14 protein-coding genes, 1 tRNA gene and 2 pseudogenes are annotated in these 20514 nt (G+C 53.3%); 6 read left to right on the forward strand and 11 right to left on the reverse strand.

Annotated features, from left to right (window positions below; translation table 11 throughout):
• Nucleotides 1-41 precede the first annotated feature (41 nt).
• Both QEN32_RS00420 and QEN32_RS00425 read right to left on the reverse strand, forming a co-directional pair.
• Nucleotides 42-659 carry a helix-turn-helix transcriptional regulator gene (locus QEN32_RS00420; RefSeq protein ID WP_000984806.1) on the reverse strand — a complete coding sequence of 206 codons (618 nt, stop codon included), beginning with the start codon at nt 657-659 and terminating at the stop codon, nt 42-44.
• 761 nt (nt 660-1420) lie between these two features.
• A pseudogene (locus tag QEN32_RS00425) lies at nt 1421-1525 on the reverse strand (transposase); the annotation flags it as partial.
• Nucleotides 1526-1905: 380 nt separating this feature from the next.
• On the opposite strand from QEN32_RS00425, the pseudogene QEN32_RS00430 reads away from it, so the two are divergent.
• Nucleotides 1906-2245 (forward strand): annotated as a pseudogene (locus QEN32_RS00430) (transposase); the annotation flags it as partial.
• A gap of 35 nt (nt 2246-2280) precedes the next feature.
• Here the strand turns inward: QEN32_RS00430 and QEN32_RS00435 are convergent.
• Nucleotides 2281-2375, reverse strand: a tRNA-Sec gene (locus tag QEN32_RS00435).
• 287 nt (nt 2376-2662) lie between these two features.
• Here QEN32_RS00435 and QEN32_RS00440 point away from each other — a divergent pair.
• Together QEN32_RS00440 and yicI are read left to right on the forward strand one after the other, a co-directional pair.
• Nucleotides 2663-4045, forward strand: a complete 1383-nt coding sequence (locus tag QEN32_RS00440; protein WP_023206760.1) for a glycoside-pentoside-hexuronide family transporter — start codon at nt 2663-2665, stop codon at nt 4043-4045.
• An 11-nt stretch (nt 4046-4056) separates the two neighbouring features.
• Nucleotides 4057-6375, forward strand: coding sequence for an alpha-xylosidase (gene yicI / locus QEN32_RS00445; protein ID WP_280144437.1), 2319 nt, complete (start codon nt 4057-4059; stop codon nt 6373-6375).
• A 102-nt stretch (nt 6376-6477) separates the two neighbouring features.
• On the opposite strand, the gene QEN32_RS00450 is transcribed toward yicI, so the two are convergent.
• Together QEN32_RS00450 and xanP are read right to left on the reverse strand one after the other, a co-directional pair.
• Nucleotides 6478-8187, reverse strand: coding sequence for an AsmA family protein (locus QEN32_RS00450; RefSeq protein WP_000766665.1), 1710 nt, complete (start codon nt 8185-8187; stop codon nt 6478-6480).
• 120 nt (nt 8188-8307) lie between these two features.
• Nucleotides 8308-9699, reverse strand: coding sequence for a xanthine/proton symporter XanP (gene xanP / locus QEN32_RS00455; protein ID WP_265322185.1), 1392 nt, complete (start codon nt 9697-9699; stop codon nt 8308-8310).
• A gap of 227 nt (nt 9700-9926) precedes the next feature.
• Between xanP and gltS the strand changes: the two genes are divergently transcribed.
• Together gltS and QEN32_RS00465 are read left to right on the forward strand one after the other, a co-directional pair.
• Entirely contained in the window at nt 9927-11132 is a 1206-nt protein-coding gene (gene gltS, locus QEN32_RS00460) for a sodium/glutamate symporter (protein ID WP_000462251.1), read from the forward strand.
• Between the two features lie 2 nt (nt 11133-11134).
• The gene (locus tag QEN32_RS00465) at nt 11135-11986 is read left to right on the forward strand and encodes a hypothetical protein (RefSeq protein WP_265322186.1); all 852 of its coding nucleotides are present in this window, start codon (nt 11135-11137) and stop codon (nt 11984-11986) included.
• A 2-nt stretch (nt 11987-11988) separates the two neighbouring features.
• Here QEN32_RS00465 and recG read toward each other — a convergent pair whose 3' ends face one another.
• The 5 genes from recG to gmk are packed head-to-tail and all read right to left on the reverse strand — an operon-like array spanning nt 11989 to nt 17853.
• A complete protein-coding gene (gene recG / locus QEN32_RS00470; protein ID WP_000016748.1) occupies nt 11989-14070 on the reverse strand; it encodes an ATP-dependent DNA helicase RecG in 2082 nt (693 codons plus the stop codon).
• 5 nt (nt 14071-14075) lie between these two features.
• Nucleotides 14076-14765 carry a tRNA (guanosine(18)-2'-O)-methyltransferase TrmH gene (trmH, locus tag QEN32_RS00475; RefSeq protein WP_001068436.1) on the reverse strand — a complete coding sequence of 230 codons (690 nt, stop codon included), beginning with the start codon at nt 14763-14765 and terminating at the stop codon, nt 14076-14078.
• A gap of 4 nt (nt 14766-14769) precedes the next feature.
• Nucleotides 14770-16881 (reverse strand): bifunctional GTP diphosphokinase/guanosine-3',5'-bis pyrophosphate 3'-pyrophosphohydrolase, encoded by a 2112-nt coding sequence (gene spoT, locus QEN32_RS00480; RefSeq protein ID WP_000280481.1) that lies wholly within the window; start codon nt 16879-16881, stop codon nt 14770-14772.
• 18 nt (nt 16882-16899) lie between these two features.
• Nucleotides 16900-17175, reverse strand: coding sequence for a DNA-directed RNA polymerase subunit omega (rpoZ, locus tag QEN32_RS00485; RefSeq protein ID WP_000135058.1), 276 nt, complete (start codon nt 17173-17175; stop codon nt 16900-16902).
• 54 nt (nt 17176-17229) lie between these two features.
• Nucleotides 17230-17853: a guanylate kinase gene (gene gmk, locus QEN32_RS00490; protein ID WP_000046966.1), complete on the reverse strand. Its 624-nt coding sequence runs from the start codon at nt 17851-17853 to the stop codon at nt 17230-17232.
• A gap of 256 nt (nt 17854-18109) precedes the next feature.
• Between gmk and ligB the strand changes: the two genes are divergently transcribed.
• Nucleotides 18110-19795, forward strand: a complete 1686-nt coding sequence (gene ligB / locus QEN32_RS00495; RefSeq protein WP_265322187.1) for an NAD-dependent DNA ligase LigB — start codon at nt 18110-18112, stop codon at nt 19793-19795.
• Here the strand turns inward: ligB and QEN32_RS00500 are convergent.
• Nucleotides 19792-20409, reverse strand: coding sequence for a trimeric intracellular cation channel family protein (locus QEN32_RS00500; RefSeq protein ID WP_000924334.1), 618 nt, complete (start codon nt 20407-20409; stop codon nt 19792-19794). The two genes, ligB and QEN32_RS00500, sit on opposite strands and share 4 nt — an antisense overlap.
• Nucleotides 20410-20514 lie beyond the last annotated feature (105 nt).

Here is a 20514-nt window from a genome sequence, read left to right on the forward strand (position 1 = left end):
CACATCGCAATAATATGGAAATAATAAAAATGGAAACGGTTCTATAAAATATTTGATATTATTTTATGAATGCTATGCCCTAGCTTATTTTCAAGCCGCAGCTTATGCACATAAAGTTTCTTAATATCAATATTGTCAATATTTACAATCTGCTGAATACTTATTCCTGATACAAAGCGCTTCAGTAATATAAATTCCGTATAGTTAAGCGTTCGTCCACGTTTACTGTTGGCGAGCCGACCAGTAAACAAGCGGTGCATCTTTTGCTGTTGCACAATATCATCGTCATCGGAATAAATAATTCCTTGTATTTTATTGCTTTTCAAAATCCAGTAATTAGCCAGCGGAGTTAAACTTCTGTCAGAAATCAGGACAATATGCATGCCACTATCTGCCAGACTGTCAGCCCATTGCAGATCGGTAAATCGTCGAAGATTCGGGAAAGAAAAATCAACAAAGATAAAACCGCTGGATAAATGGTTGTGTCTATCAAGCAATAACTTTTCAATAAACCCTTTTTTCAGGAAAGCATTACCATCTGGCCAGATGGAAAATGCCGCATTATGGCAGTATTGCACCCGTACTGCGCTGTCAGGGAATAATTGACAGGATAAATCGCAACTAATGCAATGGACAATTTGTGAAGGCTTTCTCATCATCCTGAACGACTCCCGTCGATGTTTCTATTAATATTTCATTGGTAAATAAATGTGTCAATCCAGATAATATACCGTGCTACGGCTGTCAAAAGTCGCGAATTATTGTCAGTGTCATAAACTCCTGGAAAGACCTAAAATACAGCTTTAAGGAACCATGACAGATCCGACAGTCGTAATACATCATTTCGGATTCGTATTTCACCCATTGGGATTTTTATACAAAATCTCCAATATCATAAAAAACCTTAAAACAGCACTATTTGCTAAATCATGAGAGTGATAAATAACGGTTCTCAATACCATCTGTCTGCTGCCTTAGTCACTATCGGGGTGATGTGATGAAATATAAAAGTAATTCCTGTAAACCTGTAATGAATTCTTATTATTAAAACCTAATTTAAGATTTTTCTTTTATTTCCTTGTTATTCAATGACTTAATGGTGGTATTTGTGCTCTCATCAACTTCTTATATACAAATTTAAGACTCTTTTATAGAGACGCATGTAAACTTTAAGGAGGTGTAATGCTAATGCCATGAGAAAATCTTGTAACTTAACGCTGGGAGTCATACCTTGCCAATAAGTCGATCTGACTTAATTCTGATCGTGACAGTCTGAGCAACCGACAGACTTATCGGTCGAGGCAACTTCAGCCTCTGGCTTCTCTTTTCAATTGCTCATCTGATGAAAACTCTTTCCCGGAGCACATTAGTGAGAAACAGGATGTGGTCAAACCTAATGTCTATAGATGTCGTCAGTCACTTCACAAATATCCGCCTCCTGGCAGATATCTTTAACCGCTCGTCCAGCTTCGACCAACTTAATTACGGCGATGTTCTGATGCTCAGTGAGACGGGCTTTACGCATAGAGATTCCTTCGTCAGCAGATCGATGACGTGATCTCTAAATGTGAATAGCACGATTATGTGGAGCAATATGAGCACATGGTATAAGAATGTATACGGATATATTACTACTGAAATATAATAATGGGAGGGGTTAAGAATAAACAGAACGTATGGGAGAGAAAGGGTATAAAGATAAAATGCTTGCAGTATCTAATAGATAACAATGAAAAATCAGGTAACTGAGAAACTATTCAGTGTTTAGGTTGATGTGATATTAAGTCATTCAGCCGCTACAGCACATTATCAGGATAATTTCGTCTGGATAAAACGGAGGAATGAATCGCCACAGGTTTAACAGACACCGCTGAGTCATTTAAGATGACTTAAAGAGAAGAGCCCATGAGCGGTAAATGTTATCCCGAAGCGTTTAAAATTAAAGCGGTAAAACAGATTATTGAGCGCGGCCATTCTGTTTCCAGCGTCGCAACACGTCTTGATATTACTACCCATAGTCTTTACGCCTGGATAAAGCCGCCACATTCACGACGGCATCATGTTGACCTGAATCTGACGGGGCATACAGGCAGTTCTGGCTAGAATCGGGCTGTGTTTATGGCTATCGCAAGATCTGTCTCGATCTGCGGGATATCAGGAACAATGCGGTGTAAGCAAAGTCTGGTGGTTGATGCAACGTGTGGGGATAAAGGCTCGGGTCGGATACCGAAGTCCACGGGCGCGTGGCAATTCATTTTATTTAGTTCAGAAGAGGCTAATTGGCGGAAGATCACAGGAGTCGAACCTGCCCGGGACCGCTGGCGGCCCCAACTGGATTTGAAGTCCAGCCGCCTCACCGGAGACGACGATCTTCCGCGCCTCGATTGCTACATGGAGGCGCGCGCATTATAGCTACTTCCTGGCGTTTCCACATCCCCTCCCGTGCTTTTTTAACTTCCCTTTCCTTCTGCCATGATCGGTTTCATATAAACCCCCATAAAATCCATTAGTTACATTTCATCACACTTTTTGGCGCTACCCTGATCACAGAAAACAAGAATCGTAATTTGATAACCAAATAACGGAATATTCACGCTCGCAGGGAAGGTTTACAAAAACTGTAACCGGTATCAGTGAGCGTTGTAAGCGTTAAGGATGCGTAATGAAAAGTGAGATTCTCTCCGTTAAGGAGAAGATTGGCTATGGTATGGGCGATGCCGCGAGCCACATCATCTTTGATAACGTCATGTTATATATGATGTTCTTCTATACCGATATTTTCGGCATTCCCGCTGGTTTTGTTGGCACCATGTTTTTACTGGCGCGTGCGCTTGATGCCATCTCCGACCCTTGCATGGGCCTGCTGGCCGACCGCACCCGCTCTCGCTGGGGCAAATTCCGACCCTGGGTGCTGTTTGGCGCGTTGCCGTTTGGTATCGTTTGTGTGCTGGCTTATAGCACGCCGGATCTCAGTCTGAACGGCAAAATGATTTATGCCGCCATCACCTACACGTTGCTCACCCTTCTGTACACTGTGGTCAACATCCCTTACTGCGCGTTGGGGGGTGTAATAACCAATGACCCAACGCAGCGTATCTCCCTGCAATCCTGGCGCTTTGTGCTGGCAACGGCGGGCGGAATGCTTTCTACCGTACTGATGATGCCTCTGGTGAAACTGATTGGCGGCGAGAATAAGGCGCTGGGCTTCCAGGGGGGTATCGCGGTGCTCTCGGTGGTGGCGTTCCTGATGCTGGCGTTCTGCTTCTTTATCACCAAAGAGCGCGTTGAAGCGCCTGCTACCCATACCTCCATGCGTGAAGACCTGCGTGATATCTGGCACAACGACCAGTGGCGCATAGTCGGCCTGCTCACCATCCTGAATATTCTGGCGGTATGCGTGCGCGGCGGGGCGATGATGTATTACGTCACCTGGATATTGGGCAAACCGGGCGTGTTTGTCGCCTTCCTCACCACCTATTGCGTCGGCAACCTGATTGGCTCGGCGCTGGCAAAACCGTTGACCGACTGGAAATGCAAAGTGAGCGTTTTCTGGTGGACCAATGCTTTACTCGCAGTAATCAGCGTGGCGATGTTCTTCGTACCGATGCACGCCACGATCGCTATGTTCGTCTTTATCTTCGTGATTGGCGTGTTGCACCAGTTAGTCACGCCTATCCAGTGGGTGATGATGTCTGACACCGTCGACTATGGCGAATGGTGTAACGGCAAACGCCTGACGGGGATCAGTTTTGCCGGCACGTTGTTCGTGCTGAAACTGGGTCTTGCCCTCGGCGGGGCGCTGATTGGCTGGATGCTGGCAGGCGGCGGTTACGACGCGGCGGCGAAAACGCAAAACAGCGCCACGATCAGCATCATCATCGCTCTGTTCACTATCGTCCCGGCCATCTGTTATCTGCTGAGCGCCGCGATCGCTAAACGCTACTACACCCTGAAAAGCCCGTTCCTGAAAACCATTCTGGAACAACTGGCGCAGGGCGCACACCGCAACGAACAAGAATTTACCCATAAAGAATTGCAAAACTAAAGGAACAGACTATGAAAATTAGCGACGGAAACTGGCTGATCCAGCCTGGCCTTAATTTGATTCACCCGGTTCAGGTGTTCGACGTTGAACAGCACGGGAATGAGATGGTGATCTATGCCGCGCCGCGCGATGTCCGCGAACGAACCTGGCAACTGGATACCCCGTTGTTTACCCTACGCTTTTTCTCGCCGCAGGACGGAGTGATAGGTGTACGGATGGAACACTTCCAGGGCGCTTTGGATAACGGCCCACATTACCCACTCAATGTCTTGCAAGATATCAACGTGGAGATGCGGAACAACGCCGAATTTGCCGAACTCAAGAGCGGCAGCCTGAGCGTGCGCGTCACCAAAGGCGAGCTCTGGTCTCTGGATTTTCTGCGCAACGGTGTACGTATCACCGGTAGCCAGTTGAAAAATAACGGCTATGTGCAGGACACCAACAGCGGGCGCAACTACATGTTCGAGCGTCTGGATCTCGGCGTGGGCGAAACCGTCTACGGGCTTGGCGAGCGCTTTACCGCGCTGGTGCGTAACGGTCAGACGGTGGAGACCTGGAACCGCGACGGCGGCACCAGCACCGAGCAATCGTACAAGAATATCCCGTTCTATATCACCAACCGTGGCTACGGTGTGCTGGTGAATCATCCGCAGTGCGTGTCGTTTGAAATTGGCTCCGAGAAAGTCTCCAAAGTTCAGTTCAGCGTCGAGAGCGAGTATCTGGAATACTTCGTCATCGACGGCCCGACCCCGAAAGACGTGCTGAACCGCTATACCCAGTTTACGGGTCGTCCGGCGCTGCCGCCTGCCTGGTCGTTTGGCCTGTGGCTGACCACCTCATTCACCACCAACTACGACGAAGCGACCGTTAACAGCTTTATCGACGGTATGGCCGAGCGCAATCTGCCGCTGCACGTCTTCCACTTCGACTGTTTCTGGATGAAAGCTTTTCAGTGGTGCGATTTTGAATGGGACCCGGTGACTTTCCCCGATCCGAAAGGGATGATTCGCCGCCTGAAAGCGAAAGGGCTGAAAGTCTGCGTGTGGATTAACCCCTACATCGGCCAGAAATCCCCGGTCTTCCAGGAGCTGAAAGAGAAAGGATATTTGCTAAAACGCCCGGACGGCTCCTTGTGGCAGTGGGATAAATGGCAGCCGGGACTGGCGATTTACGACTTCACCAACCCGCAAGCCTGCGAATGGTATGCCGACAAGCTGAAGGGCCTGGTGGAGATGGGAGTGGACTGCTTCAAAACTGACTTCGGCGAACGCATTCCAACGGATGTGCAGTGGTTTGATGGTTCAGATCCACAGAAAATGCACAACCATTATGCCTACATCTACAACGAACTGGTGTGGAACGTGCTGAAAGAGACCGTGGGCGTTGAAGAGGCGGTGCTGTTCGCCCGTTCCGCCTCGGTGGGCGCGCAACAGTTCCCGGTGCACTGGGGCGGCGACTGCTACGCCAACTACGAATCGATGGCGGAAAGCCTGCGCGGCGGGCTGTCCATCGGCCTGTCAGGGTTTGGCTTCTGGAGTCATGATATTGGCGGATTCGAGAATACCGCGCCGGCGCATGTCTACAAGCGTTGGTGCGCATTCGGCTTGCTCTCCAGCCACAGCCGCCTGCACGGTAGCAAATCCTACCGGGTTCCGTGGGCCTATGACGACGAGTCCTGTGACGTGGTGCGCTTCTTCACCGAACAGAAGTGCCGGATGATGCCGTATCTGTATCGGGAAGCGGCGCGTGCCAACGAAGCCGGTACGCCAATGATGCGGGCGATGATGCTGGAGTTCCCGGACGATCCGGCGTGTGATTATCTTGATCGCCAGTACATGCTGGGAGATGCGGTCATGGTAGCGCCGGTATTTAGTGAAGCGGGCGACGTGGAGTTCTACCTGCCAGAAGGCCGCTGGACGCACCTGTGGCGCAACGATGAAGTGCAGGGCAGCCGCTGGCATAAACAGCAGCATGACTTCCTGAGTCTGCCAGTGTACGTGCGTGACAATACACTACTGGCGCTGGGCAACAATAGCCAGAAGCCCGATTACGCCTGGCATGAGGGTACGGCCTTCCAGTTATTCCATCTGGATGACGGTTGCGAAGCGGTCTGCGAAGTCCCTGCTACGGATGGTTCGACAATCTTTACGCTGCAGGCGAAACGCACAGGCAATACCATTACGGTGAGCGGCGAAGGCGAGGCGCGCAACTGGACGCTGTGTCTGCGTAATATTACGCAGATTAGCGGTACCAAATGCGGTTCATATGCGGGAAGTGAACTGGGCGTAGTGGTCACCCCGCAGGGAAATGAAGTGGTAATTACGCTTTAAATCTGAATCGCCGGATGGCGCCGTGAGCTGCGCTTATCCGGCCTACAAATGAGCAAGAACCGTAAGCCCGGTAAGCGCCACCGCCACCGGGCAAGCCCTCAATTACAGCGCTGGCTCCGTTGACGTCACTTCCCCGCCGGACACCACGCCCGCTTGCATCGTCTGCGTTATCTGCTGCTTTTGTGCGTTGACCGCGTGTAATTGCCCGTTTACCGTCGGTTTCAACGGCGCATCGGCCTGAATATTGCCGCTGGCCGTGAGCTGAATATTGCCATCGCCAGCAATCGGTAATGCCGGCCAGCCCCACTGCTGTAGCACATCCATTGGTACGCCGCGTCCGTTCAGGCTGATTTGCGTCTGACGCTGCGGCAGTTGCGATACGCTGGCAGTGGCTTCCAGTATCCCTTTTCCAGTAAACGCGCTCAGATCGCTGATGTTGACCGTGCTGGCATTAGCCGTCAACGACAGCGACGGGCGGCGCACGTCCACACGGTTAAAGGTTGCCGCTGCGGCGTTGAGGGTCGCATTGCCGCTCCAGACGCCCCATTGATGATGTTGTACCAGCTCCAGGTTTGCGCCGTAGCCGTCCAGGGCGGTGATTTGCCACGGGAAGGCCGGGTCGATATCAATCACCAGATTGCGGCTGGCGCTGAATTTTTTCAGCGTCAGGCTGTTCAACCAGTCGGGCAGCGGCTTCATCCATAACTGCTTCCAGTTTTCCGGCAGCGTATACTCCAGCCCGGCGATAGCGGTATCGTCCAGAATAAGCGCTTTGCCTTCGCGTAACCAGGCGCCGGAAGTTCTGACCATACCGCCTTCCCAGCGGGTGGTGAACTGGCGTAGCGCAACGCCCTGTGGTGAAAATTCGGCGTTCAGGATTGGATCGAGCAAGTGCAGTGAGCCGTAAATAAACTCGCTGGCGTTCATCGATAATTTACCTTCCTGACTTTGCCAGTCTTCTTTGCGCAGAGTCAGATTGCGCAAACTCAGGTCAAGATCGGTGACTGCCCAGTCTGGTCCTTGCAGGCTGGAGTCCGTCACTTCAAGACGACCAATCTGCAAAGATGGAACCGTAGTCAGCGGCGCGAAAAACTCGCTCAGGGATTTATCGCTTTGTAACCGAATATCATTCAGCCGCAGATTTTCAACGACCCAACTACCATCAGCGTTACGTCGGGCGACGCCGGTTAACGCTCCGCGCGCCATATCGGCGCCGACGGTGTTTAACATCACCTGATTATGGTCGATACTGCCTTCAATAAGCACATTAGTGGCGGGAACGTCGTTTAACGTCAGCGAACCGGCGCTCAGTTGGATCTGGGCTTTATTGCCTAATACCCGACCGGCTTCGGGGCGCCAGGGCATAACGCCGCCGTTAACGCGCTGGGCGCTCAACCGCCATTCGCTGCCGGGACTATTGAGCGCCATATTGCGAAGTTGCAGGCGGTCGGCCTCAAACGGGAAAGGGGCGGTTTGCACTGAAATATTCAGCGTGCCGTCCTGTAACAGGATCGTGTCGACATGCAGCGGCGCGGTTAACTGGCGAATGCTCAGACCGATATCTACGGTTTTCGCGACCAGGGTAGCAGGCTGACCATCACGACCAAAGGTCACATTCTCCAGTAAAAGATGGGATGGGGCGGAAAAACGATGATCCATCACGTCGAATGTGAGGTGATAACCGCTGTTCTCTGATACCCAGTTGCTGACATGATCTGCGCCCCAGCGCGTTTGCAGCAGAAAATAAAAGCCGAAAATCACCACTAAACAGGCGATCAGCACGTAGAGAAGCAACCTCCCAATCAATTTCATGGTCTTCCATCCCGTGAAATGCACATAGGGGATTTATGCACGATTTGCGTGCAATCCTCAAGACAGGAATGGTGAAAGAGCGTTACAGCAGCGGCGAATCGTGTCGCCGCCGCAGGGTTTTTACGGTTTTTCCGGCGGGAGAATCAGGTTCAGCACGATAGCCGTGATGCCGCCAGCGGCAATTCCGGATGAGAGCAGATTTTTCACCCATTCCGGCGCGAACTGCAGGATCTGCGGCTGTTGCGAGACGCCAAGACCCACGGCCAGCGACAGGGCGATAATCAGAATCGCGCGGCGGTTCAGTGGCTCACGCGAGACAATACGCACCCCGGAGGCGGCAATGGTGCCGAACATCACCAACGTGGCGCCGCCGAGCACCGGTTCCGGGATATGCTGCACAAAACCGCTTACCGCCGGGAACAGGCCGAGTACAATCAGCATCAGCGCGACGACAAATCCCACATAGCGACTGGCGACGCCGGTCAACTGAATTACGCCGTTGTTCTGACCGAAACAGGAATTCGGGAACGTATTAAATACCGCTGAAACAAATGAGTTCAGGCCGTTAGCCAGTACGCCGCCCTTTAGCCGTTTCATGTACAAGGGGCCGGATACCGGCTGCTCGGAGACATCAGAGGTGGCGGTGATGTCGCCGATGGTCTCCAGCGACGTAATCATAAAGACCAGCATCAACGGCAGTAACAGGTTCCAGTCAATGCCCAGACCATAATACAGCGGGGTCGGCACCATCAGGATATCCTGTGAGACTGGCGCGTTATTCTCAGGCAACATGCCCATAAACCAGGCCAAAAGATAGCCTGCCGCCATGGCAATAACCAAAGAAGCCACGCGCAGGTAGGGATTACGCTGCCGATTCAGCAGGATAATAATGGCCAGGACGACGCCGGCCAGCAGCAGGTTTTTCGGTGCGCCAAAGGTGTTGTCGCTCATGGCGGCATAGCCGCCGCCGATGGAGGTTAGCCCCACCTGAATCAGCGACAGGCCAATAATCATCACCACGACGCCGGAGACTAACGGCGTGATAATCCGGCGCGCCAGATGTAGAATGCGAGAAAGCACCATCTCGGTGCAGCTTGCCAGCATCAGCGTGCCGAACAGCGCCGCCATCATCGTCGGGACGTCCGCGCCGCCGGTTTTCAGCGCGGTACCGCCCATAATCAGCGGGGCGACAAAGTTAAAACTGGTTCCCTGGATGGATAACAGCCCCGATCCTACCGGCCCCCATGCTTTGATTTGAATAATAGAGGCTACGCCGGAGGCGAACAGCGACATGCTGATAATGTGCTGCGTATCCTGCGCCGGTAAACCCAACGCCTGGCAGATTAACAGCGCTGGCGTGATTACCGCGACAAACATGGCCAGCAGATGCTGACAAGCGGCAAAAAGGGTTTGAGGGAGCGGCGGGCGATCTTCAAGACGGTAAATTAATTCGCTGTTTTGCGTCTGCGCAACCGGTTGCGCATCTGCCGGCTCGATGGTGTTAACGGACATCAGGGACATTCTCGTGGTGGAAAAGCGGTGATTTTATCTGACCAGGTGGTAAAAGCAAACGATTGCGAGCGAATATTCTTAATATTTAAAAAAGATAAATGCACCTTTTTATATAACTTTTTGCCTTTTTCTGCTTAAAATCCATGCCGAAGACTCGCAAAGAGCTAAAAAACTGACTCAGGAAATGATTTGTGCGCACATGTCACAGCGCACTACAGGAGCTTTAAATGTTTGAACTCGATACCTTATCGACCCTTGTCGCCGCCACGCTGGTGCTGCTACTGGGTCGCAAGCTGGTCCAGTCTGTCTCCTTACTGAAGAAATATACGATTCCGGAGCCGGTGGCGGGGGGGTTACTGGTCGCGGTTGCTCTGCTGGTACTGAAAAAAAGCGTCGGTTGGGAGGTCAACTTTGATATGACCCTGCGCGATCCGTTGATGCTGGCGTTTTTCGCGACGATCGGCCTTAACGCTAACCTTGCCAGCCTGCGCAAGGGGGGACGCGTTGTTGGCGTCTTCCTGGTCGTCGTGGTCGGATTACTGCTGATGCAGAATGCCATCGGTATCGGCATGGCGAGTCTGTTGGGGCTGGACCCGTTAATGGGGCTGATTGCCGGGTCAATTACGCTGTCCGGCGGACACGGTACCGGCGCGGCGTGGAGTAAACTGTTTGTCGAACGTTATGGTTTTGCCAATGCCACCGAAGTTGCGATGGCATGTGCAACCTTTGGCCTGGTGCTGGGCGGGTTGATTGGCGGCCCGGTAGCGCGTTATCTGGTGAAACACTCCACCACGCCGGATGGAATGCCTGACGATCAGGCCGTGCCGACAGCCTTTGAAAAGCCGGATGTGGGTCGTATGATCACCTCTCTGGTGCTAATCGAAACTATCGCCCTGATTGCTATCTGTCTGACCGTGGGCAAAATCGTAGCGCAGCTACTGGCGGGAACGGTGCTTGAACTGCCGGTCTTCGTTTGTGTGCTATTTGTTGGGGTGATCCTCAGCAATGGCCTGGCGCTGGTGGGTTTTTATCGCGTATTTGAGCGTGCTGTTTCGGTGCTGGGGAACGTGAGTTTGTCACTGTTCCTGGCAATGGCGCTGATGAGCCTGAAGCTGTGGGAACTGGCGTCGCTGGCGCTGCCGATGCTGGCGATTCTGGTGGTACAGACCATCTTCATGGCGCTGTACGCGATCTTCGTCACCTGGCGCATGATGGGGAAAAACTACGATGCGGCGGTGCTGGCGGCGGGTCACTGCGGTTTTGGCCTGGGCGCAACGCCGACCGCCATTGCTAATATGCAGGCGATTACCGACCGTTTTGGTCCCTCGCATATGGCGTTCCTGGTGGTGCCGATGGTCGGCGCGTTCTTTATCGATATCGTCAATGCTTTGGTGATCAAGCTGTACCTGATGCTGCCAATGTTTGCCGGATAAAGATGAACAAACGTTGCCGTCAACCTGAAACCCTGCGTGAACGCTGTCGTCATATTTTTGGCGATGAGCCGCCGGTTCTTAACGTATGGGAAGCGGAGTTTGACTATGCCGATGCTGAGTTGCAGGCGCTGGCGGCGACGGACTGGCGGCAGATTACCGATTGGCATCTGAGCGTTTATTATGTGCTGAATCTGGTTTACCACGAGCCGATGCAGCCGGAATTGTTTCGTTATCTGTTTCCTCTGTGCCTTGCCTGTTGGCGCGAAACGCTGTTAACCCATGGCTATGGCGATCACTTCGAGGAGTCTTTCCTGCGCGCGTTACGGCGGCCTTATCTCTGGCGGGAAATGATGGATGCCGCTCAGCGCCAGCAGGTACGGCATTTTTTGCTGGAGACCATGCTGGCGCGAATCAATCACGAGCGCGGTTTCAATTCTCCGCTGACCTGGCTGGATACCTTCAATGTTCTCGGTGGCATTGCGCCGTTTATCCGTTCGCTCTGGAATCAGTGGTGGTTACTGGATACGCCGGGTAAAGCGGTATGCGCGTTGCAGTACGCCGCACATTTAATTTATCCGGTAGAGGTTAACCCGCTTTGGCCAGAAGGCTCGTGGCAGTGGCAACCGCCATTAGGTGCGACGGAAGAACCGTGGTTGGAAAATAATCTGGCGTTTTTAACCCGGCAGTTAACGTCGGAGATGATCCTCGACGGGGTGCAGAAGGCGGCGGCAATGCTGCGGGACGAGCCGGAGAGTGCGATGGCAACGCGTATCTCGCGCGATGCCCTGGCAGCCCAGGACGTTATCGCTATCCAGATTGAGGATCTTCTGTCGGCTCTGTCGCGCGGCGAATAGGATTAGGCGTTGGAATAACGTTCGGTTTCCGGCATCCAGCGCTCAATCAGCGCTTGTGCCTGCTGCGGATAACGTTCGTGAATATGACGGGCAATACGCTGAACTTCGGGGATCATGGCTTGATCGCGCAGCAAATCAGCTACTTTAAATTCGGCGTTACCCGTCTGGCGCGTGCCCAGTAATTCCCCCGGGCCGCGAATCTCTAAATCTTTTTGTGCAATCACAAAGCCGTCGTTGCTGTCGCGCAATACCTGTAAACGCTTCTGCGCCGTTTTCGACAACGGTGATTTATAGAGCAGCACGCAGTGCGACGCGACCGCGCCACGGCCAACGCGTCCTCTGAGCTGGTGCAGCTGCGCCAGGCCCAGCCGCTCGGGGTTTTCAATAATCATCAGGCTGGCGTTAGGAACATCGACCCCCACCTCAATCACCGTAGTGGCGACCAGCAGATGCAGTTCACCCTGCTTAAAGGCCTGCATCACCGCCTGTTTTTCGGCGGGCTTCATGCGGCCGTGTACCAGGCCAATATTCAACTCCGGTAACGCCAGCTTGAGTTCCTCCCAGGTGGCCTCCGCCGCCTGCGCTTCCAGCAGGTCAGACTCTTCAATCAGCGTACAGACCCAGTAGGCCTGACGGCCTTCGGTTGTGCAGGCGTTGCGCACACGATCAATGATTTCATGGCGACGGGTATCCGGAATAGCAACGGTAGTGACAGGGGTACGGCCCGGCGGGAGCTCGTCAATCACCGAGGTATCGAGATCGGCGTAGGCAGTCATCGCCAGGGTGCGCGGAATGGGCGTTGCGGTCATAATCAACTGATGCGGATGAAAGCCCTGCTGCTGGCCTTTTTCCCACAATGCCAGCCGCTGGTGGACGCCAAAGCGGTGCTGCTCATCGATAATAACCAGCGCCAGGCCGTTGAACTGCACCTGTTCCTGAAAGATAGCGTGGGTGCCGACAATCATCTGCACCTGACCGCTGGCAATAGCCTCTTGCTGCGCCTGACGCGCTTTACCTTTTTGCTTACCGGCCAGCCAACCCACTTCAACGCCCAACGGTTCGAACCAGTTGCGGAAATTATTTGCGTGCTGTTCAGCCAGCAATTCGGTCGGCGCCATCAGCGCCACCTGCTTACCGTGGGCAATAGCGCGCAAGGCGGCAAGCGCCGCAACCAGCGTTTTCCCTGAGCCGACGTCGCCCTGAACCAGACGCATCATCGGCACATCGAGCGCCATATCACGTTCGATCTCTGCTACCACCCGCGCCTGCGCGCTGGTGGGTTTAAACGGCAACGACGCCAGCAGCTTGTCTTTCAATATGTTGTTGGTACTTAGCGGCTGAGCGTGATAACGCTGCGCGCCTGCGCGAAGTGCCAGCATACTGAGATTATGCGCCAGTAGCTCTTCAAGAATAAGCCGCCGCTGCGCCGGGTGTTTGCCGGTTTCTAAATCGGCGAGCTGGAGCGTCGGCGGCGGGCGATGCAAGGTACGTAGCGCCTCCGGCAGGCTCATCATACCCTGCGCCAGTTCCGGCGGCAGTAGTTCGGCAATGGCGCAGGTGTCGAGCAACTCCAGCGCCTGATCGGTAAGCTTGCGCAGTGTCGCTTGCTTCACGCCCTCGGTGGTCGGATAGACGGGGGTGAGCGTTTCCTGAAGTTCCGGCGTGCTGAGATCGCCCTGCAGGCGATATTCCGGATGGATCATCTCTGCGCCATACTTGCCGCGCTTCGCTTCCCCGTAGGCCAGCACACGTCGTCCCGTCGCCAGGCTGTTTTTCATCGCTGCGTTAAAATTGAAAAAGCGCATGGTAAGAATGCCGGAACCGTCGCTAATCTGGCAGGTCATCATCCGACGACCGCCGAAAGTGATATTGCAGTTCAGCACTTCGCCTTCAACGGTGGCGTAGATGCCAGGCAGCAGTTCGCCAATGGGGTAGAGATGGGTGCGGTCTTCGTAACGCAGAGGGAGGTGGAGCAGGAGGTCCTGCACGGTGTGCAGGCCAATTTTCGCCAGTTTACTGCTTTGCGCTGCGCCGACGCCTGTCAGGGAATTGAGCGGAACAGCGTCTAACAAGCGGCCTGACATGGTGATTACCCTGCTGCCTGCATCGTCGCCCACCAGTCAGCATCGGCGTCGATTTCGCCCTGCTGATTGACGCGAGGATAAGGCAGACCTTTACGTTTAGCGACTTTCGCCAGCACCGGATAACCACCCTCAAACAGCAGGCGCTGCTGTTCATCTTCCGGCAACATGCTATTTTCACGCAGATACATGCCCGCGTTCTGCCGCTGGCGCTGGGCTTCATAAAGAATGAGCGCGGAGGCGACGGAAACGTTCAGCGACTGTACCATACCGATCATCGGAATGATGATATCCCGATCCGCCAGGTCTAATGCTTCCTGCGTAATACCGGTTTTCTCCTGACCCATCAGAATACAGGTCGGGCGCGTGTAATCAATCTCGCGAAAGTCTACGGCCTTATCAGAAAGATGGGTTGCCAGAATCTGCATTCCCCGTCCTTTCAAATGGGCTACCGCATCGCCAATGGTACGGTGAGTTTTCACCTGTACCCAACTGTTGCTGCCCGCCGCCGCGGAAGCCATGGTGCGCATCCGGCTACCTGGCCAGATAGCATGGACTTCATGGACGCCAACGGCATCTGCGGTACGAATGATTGCAGAAACGTTATGAGGTTTGTGGACTTGCTCCATGCAGACCGTGAGATCAGGCTGACGCCTGGCGAGCATTTCGCATATACGCGCATAACGTTTTGGATTCATAGCGCTAGTTTCGGTTACGGGTGACTTTAATGACGTCTGGCATCACGCGAATTTTGCGCATGATATTCGCCAGATGTACGCGATCGCGTGCGGTAAGGCGAATAAAGGTACTATAGACGCGACCATCTTTCTCTTCAGTATTCAGGCTTTGAATATTGGAGGTGGTGGTATTAATCGCCGCCGTCAGGTTAGCCAGCGCGCCCTGATGGTTAAACATTTCCACCTTGATTTCGGTAATGAATTCCTGCTCCGTCTCTTTGTCCCATTCGACCGCCATAAATTTCTCTGGCTCTTTCTGGTATCCACGGATATTACGGCAGGATTCATGGTGGATCACCAGTCCTTTACCTGGGCTTACGTGAGCGATGATCGGGTCGCCTGGGATCGGACGACAACACTTCGCAAAGGTGATAAGCACGCCATCCGCGCCTTTAATCGGCAGGTGGCCGTGATTCGATTGCGCAACGGTCGGCACCACGGCTTCGCCTTGCTGCAGATTTTTCGCGACCACTACGCTCATCGCGTTGCCGAGACCGATTTCCGCCAGCAGATCGTCAAGCGTTGCCAGCTTCATACGATCCAATTCGCGCTGAATATTTTCCTGCGGAATTTCCGCCAGCTTACGACTGCCGCCTAAGGCATGGTTAAGCAGACGACGGCCCAGGCTTACGGAGTCATCACGTTTGAGGTTTTTCAGCAACTGACGAATTTTAGCGCGCGCTTTAGAGCTGACGACAAAGTTCAGCCAGGCGGCGTTGGGACGCGCGCCCGGCGCGGTAATAATTTCGACGGTCTGACCGCTGCTAAGCGGCTGCGACAGCGGATAAGGCTGGCGGTCGACACGCGCGCCGACGCAGGCGTGACCGATGTCGGTATGCACTGCATAGGCAAAATCCACCGGCGTAGCGCCAGCGGGCAGTTCGACAATGCGCCCTTCCGGGGTGAAAACGTAAATCTCATCCGGGAAGAGATCGGATTTTACGCTTTCGATAAATTCAAACGAACTACCGGCGCTCTGTTGTAGCTCCAGCAGGCTCTGCATCCAGCGCTGGGCGCGGATCTGCGCCGTGGTGCTGGTCTCACCGTGTTCTTTATACGCCCAGTGCGCCGCGACCCCCATTTCCGCCATCTGATCCATATCTTCGGTACGGATCTGGACTTCAACAGGAACGCCGTGCGGGCCGATCATCGAGGTGTGCAAAGACTGATAGCCGTTCGCTTTGGGAATGGCTATATAGTCTTTCACGCGTCCCGGACGCGGCTTATAGAGACTGTGCATCTGGCCGAGTACGCGATAGCAGGTATCGGAGTCATGAACGATGACGCGAAACGCGTAAATGTCCATGATCGAGTGAAAACGCTGCTCTTTGAGCACCATTTTACAGTAGATCGAGTAAAGATGTTTTTCGCGACCGCTAACGCGACACGGAATTCCCGCCTCTTGCAAGCGTCCTTCGATTTCAGAGAGGATTTTTTGGATCATCTCTTTACGGTTGCCGCGCGCCGCTTTTACCACTTCTTTAATGACGCGGTAACGATTGGGATACAGCGCTTCAAAACCCAGCTCTTCCAGCTCGGTTTTAATGTGATGAATACCTAAACGGTGCGCCAGAGGACTGTAGATTTCCAGCGTTTCACGGGCAATACGACGACGTTTATCCGGGCGTAATGAGCCCAGCGTGCGCATGTTATGGGTACGGTCAGCAAGCTTAATAAGAATGACGCGGATATCCTGCACCATCGCCATAATCATTTTGCGAAAGTTTTCGGCCTGCGCCTCTTTCTTATCGCGGAACTTGAGCTTATCAAGTTTCGACACCCCCTCTACCAGCTCGGCAACGCTTTTACCGAAAAGCTGTTCCATGTCCTGATAGGTGGCGGGGGTATCTTCAATCACGTCATGCAGCAGAGCGGCCATCAGCGTTTCGTAGTCGAGTTTCATCTCGGCCAGAATACAGGCCACCGCTACCGGGTGCGTGATATAGGGTTCACCGCTTGAACGTGTCTGGCCCTCGTGAGCGTCACGTGCAACGAGATACGCCTGCCGAAGACGCTTAATCTGGTCTTCCGGCAGGTAGGTTTGAATCAGTTGATTCAGGCTTTCAAACAGATACAAGGGCGACCCGCTTTGTGATTAACGACGACCTTCAGCAATAGCGGTAACGGCTTGTAATTCAGCGGCTTCCTGCTCTTGCTGTTCCTGGCGCTCGCGGACGTCGAGGATCTGGTTGTTAATCAGACCTTCTTCGATTTCGCGTAGCGCGATAACGGTAGTTTTATCGTTTTCTTCCGGTACCAGCGGATCCTTTCCGCCTACCTGCATCTGACGAGCGCGACGCGCGGCGACCAGTACCAGGTCAAAACGGTTACCAATTTTCTCTACAGCGTCCTGAACAGTTACGCGTGCCATACTTAAAATGCTCCACAGGTGAAGAAATGACTGGGCATGATACTGAAAGTGGGTTCAGTCTGCCAACAATTTGCTGATTAAAGCGTCATGACGCTGCTTTTGGCGGCTCATACGCAGACGTTCAGCGCGAATGATGGTTTTCAAGTCGCTTAACGCGGTATCAAAGTCGTCATTCACAATAAGATAATCATATTCGGCGTAATGGCTCATTTCTGCAACCGCTTGCGCCATTCGTTTGGCAATGACTTCTTCGCTATCTTGCCCGCGGCCGCGTAAACGGCGATCCAATTCGATCTTTGACGGCGGCAAAATAAAAATGCTGCGTGCTTGCGGCATCTTTTCGCGAATTTGCTGGGCGCCCTGCCAGTCGATATCCAGAAAAACATCAACGCCGGTTGCCAGCACTTGCTCAATGGTTTCGCGCGAAGTGCCGTAGTAATTGCCAAACACTTCCGCGTGCTCCAGAAACGCCTCCCTGCCAATCATGGTTTTAAACTCATCATGATTTACAAAGAAATAGTGCTCACCGTGCACTTCACCCGGACGCGGCGCGCGCGTGGTATGTGAAACGGAAACCTGAGTGTCATACAACGGTTGGGTTTTTAATAAAGCCTGAATCAGGCTGGATTTACCCGCGCCACTGGGGGCAGAAACAATATAAAGCGTACCTTGAGCCATGAGTATCTTACGTCTGTGATTATCGAAATAGAGCCTTGATACGGGCTTATTATACACATCGCCGTTATGCGACGTAGTCTTTGTCACACTTTTTGCGCCAGATTATTGCATTTTGCGTCCCTTTTTCCGCTTTTATCGCGTCGTTGCAGCAACCCACCAAAAAATCTGGAAAGCGGCTCGGATGATGCATTTTTACCTGTCGGTTTTTATTCACTAAAGCGCTATACCTGCCGGGCAATGTGCGCAGGAGGTCGTGATGAGATTATGGAAAAGTATGGCGTGGGGAATTTTATTGTGGCATTCGCAGAGTGGGGCGCTTTGCCCGGCCTGGCCGCCAGCAAGGGCCGCTGAAGAAATCGCCCGTTTACAGCAACAGCTCGCTGACTGGAATGACATCTACTGGAAACAAGGGGTTAGCGCGGTTGACGATAGTGTGTACGACCAACTCAGCGCAAGACTGGTTCAGTGGCAACGCTGTGTTGGTCAGGATGTTTCATCTACTCCGGTTTCACCGCCGTTAAACGGTACAACAATGCACCCTGTTGCGCACACGGGCGTACGTAAACTCGCGGACCGACAGGCAGTAGAACAGTGGATGCGCGGGCGCAGCGAGCTTTGGGTACAGCCAAAAGTGGATGGCGTAGCAGTAACGCTGGTTTATCAAAACGGTAAACTGACCAGGGCTATTAGCCGGGGTAACGGACTACAAGGCGAGGACTGGACGCCAAAAATTCGCCTGATCCCCTCTATACCGCAGACAACACAAGGCGCGCTTGCTAACGCGGTGTTGCAGGGCGAAATCTTTCTACAGCGCGAGGGGCATATCCAGCAACGGATGGGCGGGATGAATGCGCGCTCGAAAGTCGCAGGAATGTTAATGCGCCAGGATAACGCCTCCGCGCTAAATTCGTTGGGTATTTTTATTTGGGCGTGGCCGGACGGTCCGGCAAATATGCCCGAAAGATTAAGCCAACTTGCTAAGGCTGGATTCAGTCTGACGAAGAAATATTCCCTGGCGGTAAGAAATGCCAGCGAGGTCGAGCGGGCGCGCCAGTCATGGCTGACGTCAGCGTTGCCCTTTGTGACGGATGGCGTAGTGATACGCATGGCTAAAGAGCCCGCGGCACAATACTGGCGACCCGGGCAGGGCGACTGGCTGGCAGCATGGAAATATCCGCCAGTAGCGCAGGTCGCGCAAGTGAGCGCTATTCAGTTCTCGGTGGGGAAAAGCGGCAAAATTACCGTAGTAGCGTCGCTTGTCCCCGTTATATTGGATGATAAGCGGGTTCAACGGGTCAATATCGGCTCTGTGAAACGTTGGGAAGCGTGGGATATCGCGCCGGGCGATCAGATCCTGGTGAGTCTGGCGGGGCAAGGCATTCCCCGGCTTGATGAGGTCGTCTGGCGGAGTCGTGAGCGGAGTAAGCCTGTACCGCCTGATAGCCATTTCAACTCGCTGACCTGCTTTTACGCGTCGGCAACGTGTCAGGAACAGTTTATCTCCAGGCTGGTATGGCTGGGGTCACGGTCGGCGTTGGGTCTGGACGGAATGGGTGAAGCCAGCTGGCGGGCCTTGCATCAGACGCATCGCTTTGAGCATATCTTCTCCTGGCTTACCCTGACGTCAGCGCAAATAGCCAACACGCCAGGCTTTGCTAAAGGAAAAAGCGAGCAGATATGGCGGCAATTTAACCTGGCGCGCCGGCAGCCGTTTACCCGCTGGATCATGGCGATGGATATCCCCTTAACGCAGGCCGCATTACAGGCCAGCGGCGATCGCTCATGGGAGCAGTTATTAATGCGAACAGAGCAACACTGGCGGCAGTTGCCAGCGACGGGCGAGCGCCGTGCCGGGAGAGTTATCGACTGGCGGGATAATCCGCAGATCAAAACGCTGAGCAGATGGCTGGCTGCTCAGCATATTCCAGGATTTGGGTCTTAGTGCCCTTCATGGCGGTAATAAAATACCGGCAGGCCAAGTTTAAGACGTAGCGCTAATAACCTTGCTGTAAAGCCAAACAGTAGCGTAGAGATAACGACGACATCCGGATTCATGACGTAATGTTGCAGCGCAATATAGAGCACCGCCGAGGCGAACGAAATGCCGGCATATAGCTCTTTTTGAAACACCAGTGGAATGCGTTTGCAGAACATATCGCGGAGCACGCCGCCAAAGACGCCGGTAGTGACGGCGGCTACCACGGCGATAATTGGCCCTTCGCCCATATCAAGGGCTATCTGAGCGCCAATAATAGAGAAAACCACCAACCCCAGCGCGTCAAGTACCAGGAAAAGCTTGCGTAAATAGGGCATGACGGGGGCAACAATGGTGGTCAATACAGCGGCAGTCGCCACAATAATGACATATTCGGGATGCTTCACCCAACCCAGCGGATAGTGACCGAGCAGAATGTCGCGAACCGAGCCTCCACCAATGGCGGTGGCGGTAGCAATAATAATTACGCCGAATGTATCCATGCGACGACGACCCGCAGCGAGTGCGCCCGTCATGGCCTCGGCAGTGATGCCAATTAAATAAAGAACGTGCAACAGCATGATTTCCCCCTAATTTACTGGGGGCGAAGATTAACGATTTGTGCGCTGTATCACGATTGAGATTTTCTAAGGCATTACACGATTAATAAATTTTAGTAATGATTT

Origin of the sequence: Salmonella sp. SA14318 (assembly GCF_029866905.1) — a bacterium.
GTDB lineage: Bacteria > Pseudomonadota > Gammaproteobacteria > Enterobacterales > Enterobacteriaceae > Salmonella > Salmonella enterica.

What these genes read in the sequence shown, in the direction of transcription:
- QEN32_RS00420 (WP_000984806.1), bottom strand. Translation starts at nt 659, where the DNA reads ATGATGAGAAAGCCTTCACAAATTGTCCATTGCATTAGTTGCGATTTA.
- QEN32_RS00440 (WP_023206760.1), top strand. Translation starts at nt 2,663, where the DNA reads ATGAAAAGTGAGATTCTCTCCGTTAAGGAGAAGATTGGCTATGGTATG.
- yicI (WP_280144437.1), top strand. Translation starts at nt 4,057, where the DNA reads ATGAAAATTAGCGACGGAAACTGGCTGATCCAGCCTGGCCTTAATTTG.
- QEN32_RS00450 (WP_000766665.1), bottom strand. Translation starts at nt 8,187, where the DNA reads ATGAAATTGATTGGGAGGTTGCTTCTCTACGTGCTGATCGCCTGTTTA.
- xanP (WP_265322185.1), bottom strand. Translation starts at nt 9,699, where the DNA reads ATGTCCGTTAACACCATCGAGCCGGCAGATGCGCAACCGGTTGCGCAG.
- gltS (WP_000462251.1), top strand. Translation starts at nt 9,927, where the DNA reads ATGTTTGAACTCGATACCTTATCGACCCTTGTCGCCGCCACGCTGGTG.
- QEN32_RS00465 (WP_265322186.1), top strand. Translation starts at nt 11,135, where the DNA reads ATGAACAAACGTTGCCGTCAACCTGAAACCCTGCGTGAACGCTGTCGT.
- recG (WP_000016748.1), bottom strand. Translation starts at nt 14,070, where the DNA reads ATGTCAGGCCGCTTGTTAGACGCTGTTCCGCTCAATTCCCTGACAGGC.
- trmH (WP_001068436.1), bottom strand. Translation starts at nt 14,765, where the DNA reads ATGAATCCAAAACGTTATGCGCGTATATGCGAAATGCTCGCCAGGCGT.
- rpoZ (WP_000135058.1), bottom strand. Translation starts at nt 17,175, where the DNA reads ATGGCACGCGTAACTGTTCAGGACGCTGTAGAGAAAATTGGTAACCGT.
- gmk (WP_000046966.1), bottom strand. Translation starts at nt 17,853, where the DNA reads ATGGCTCAAGGTACGCTTTATATTGTTTCTGCCCCCAGTGGCGCGGGT.
- ligB (WP_265322187.1), top strand. Translation starts at nt 18,110, where the DNA reads ATGAGATTATGGAAAAGTATGGCGTGGGGAATTTTATTGTGGCATTCG.
- QEN32_RS00500 (WP_000924334.1), bottom strand. Translation starts at nt 20,409, where the DNA reads ATGCTGTTGCACGTTCTTTATTTAATTGGCATCACTGCCGAGGCCATG.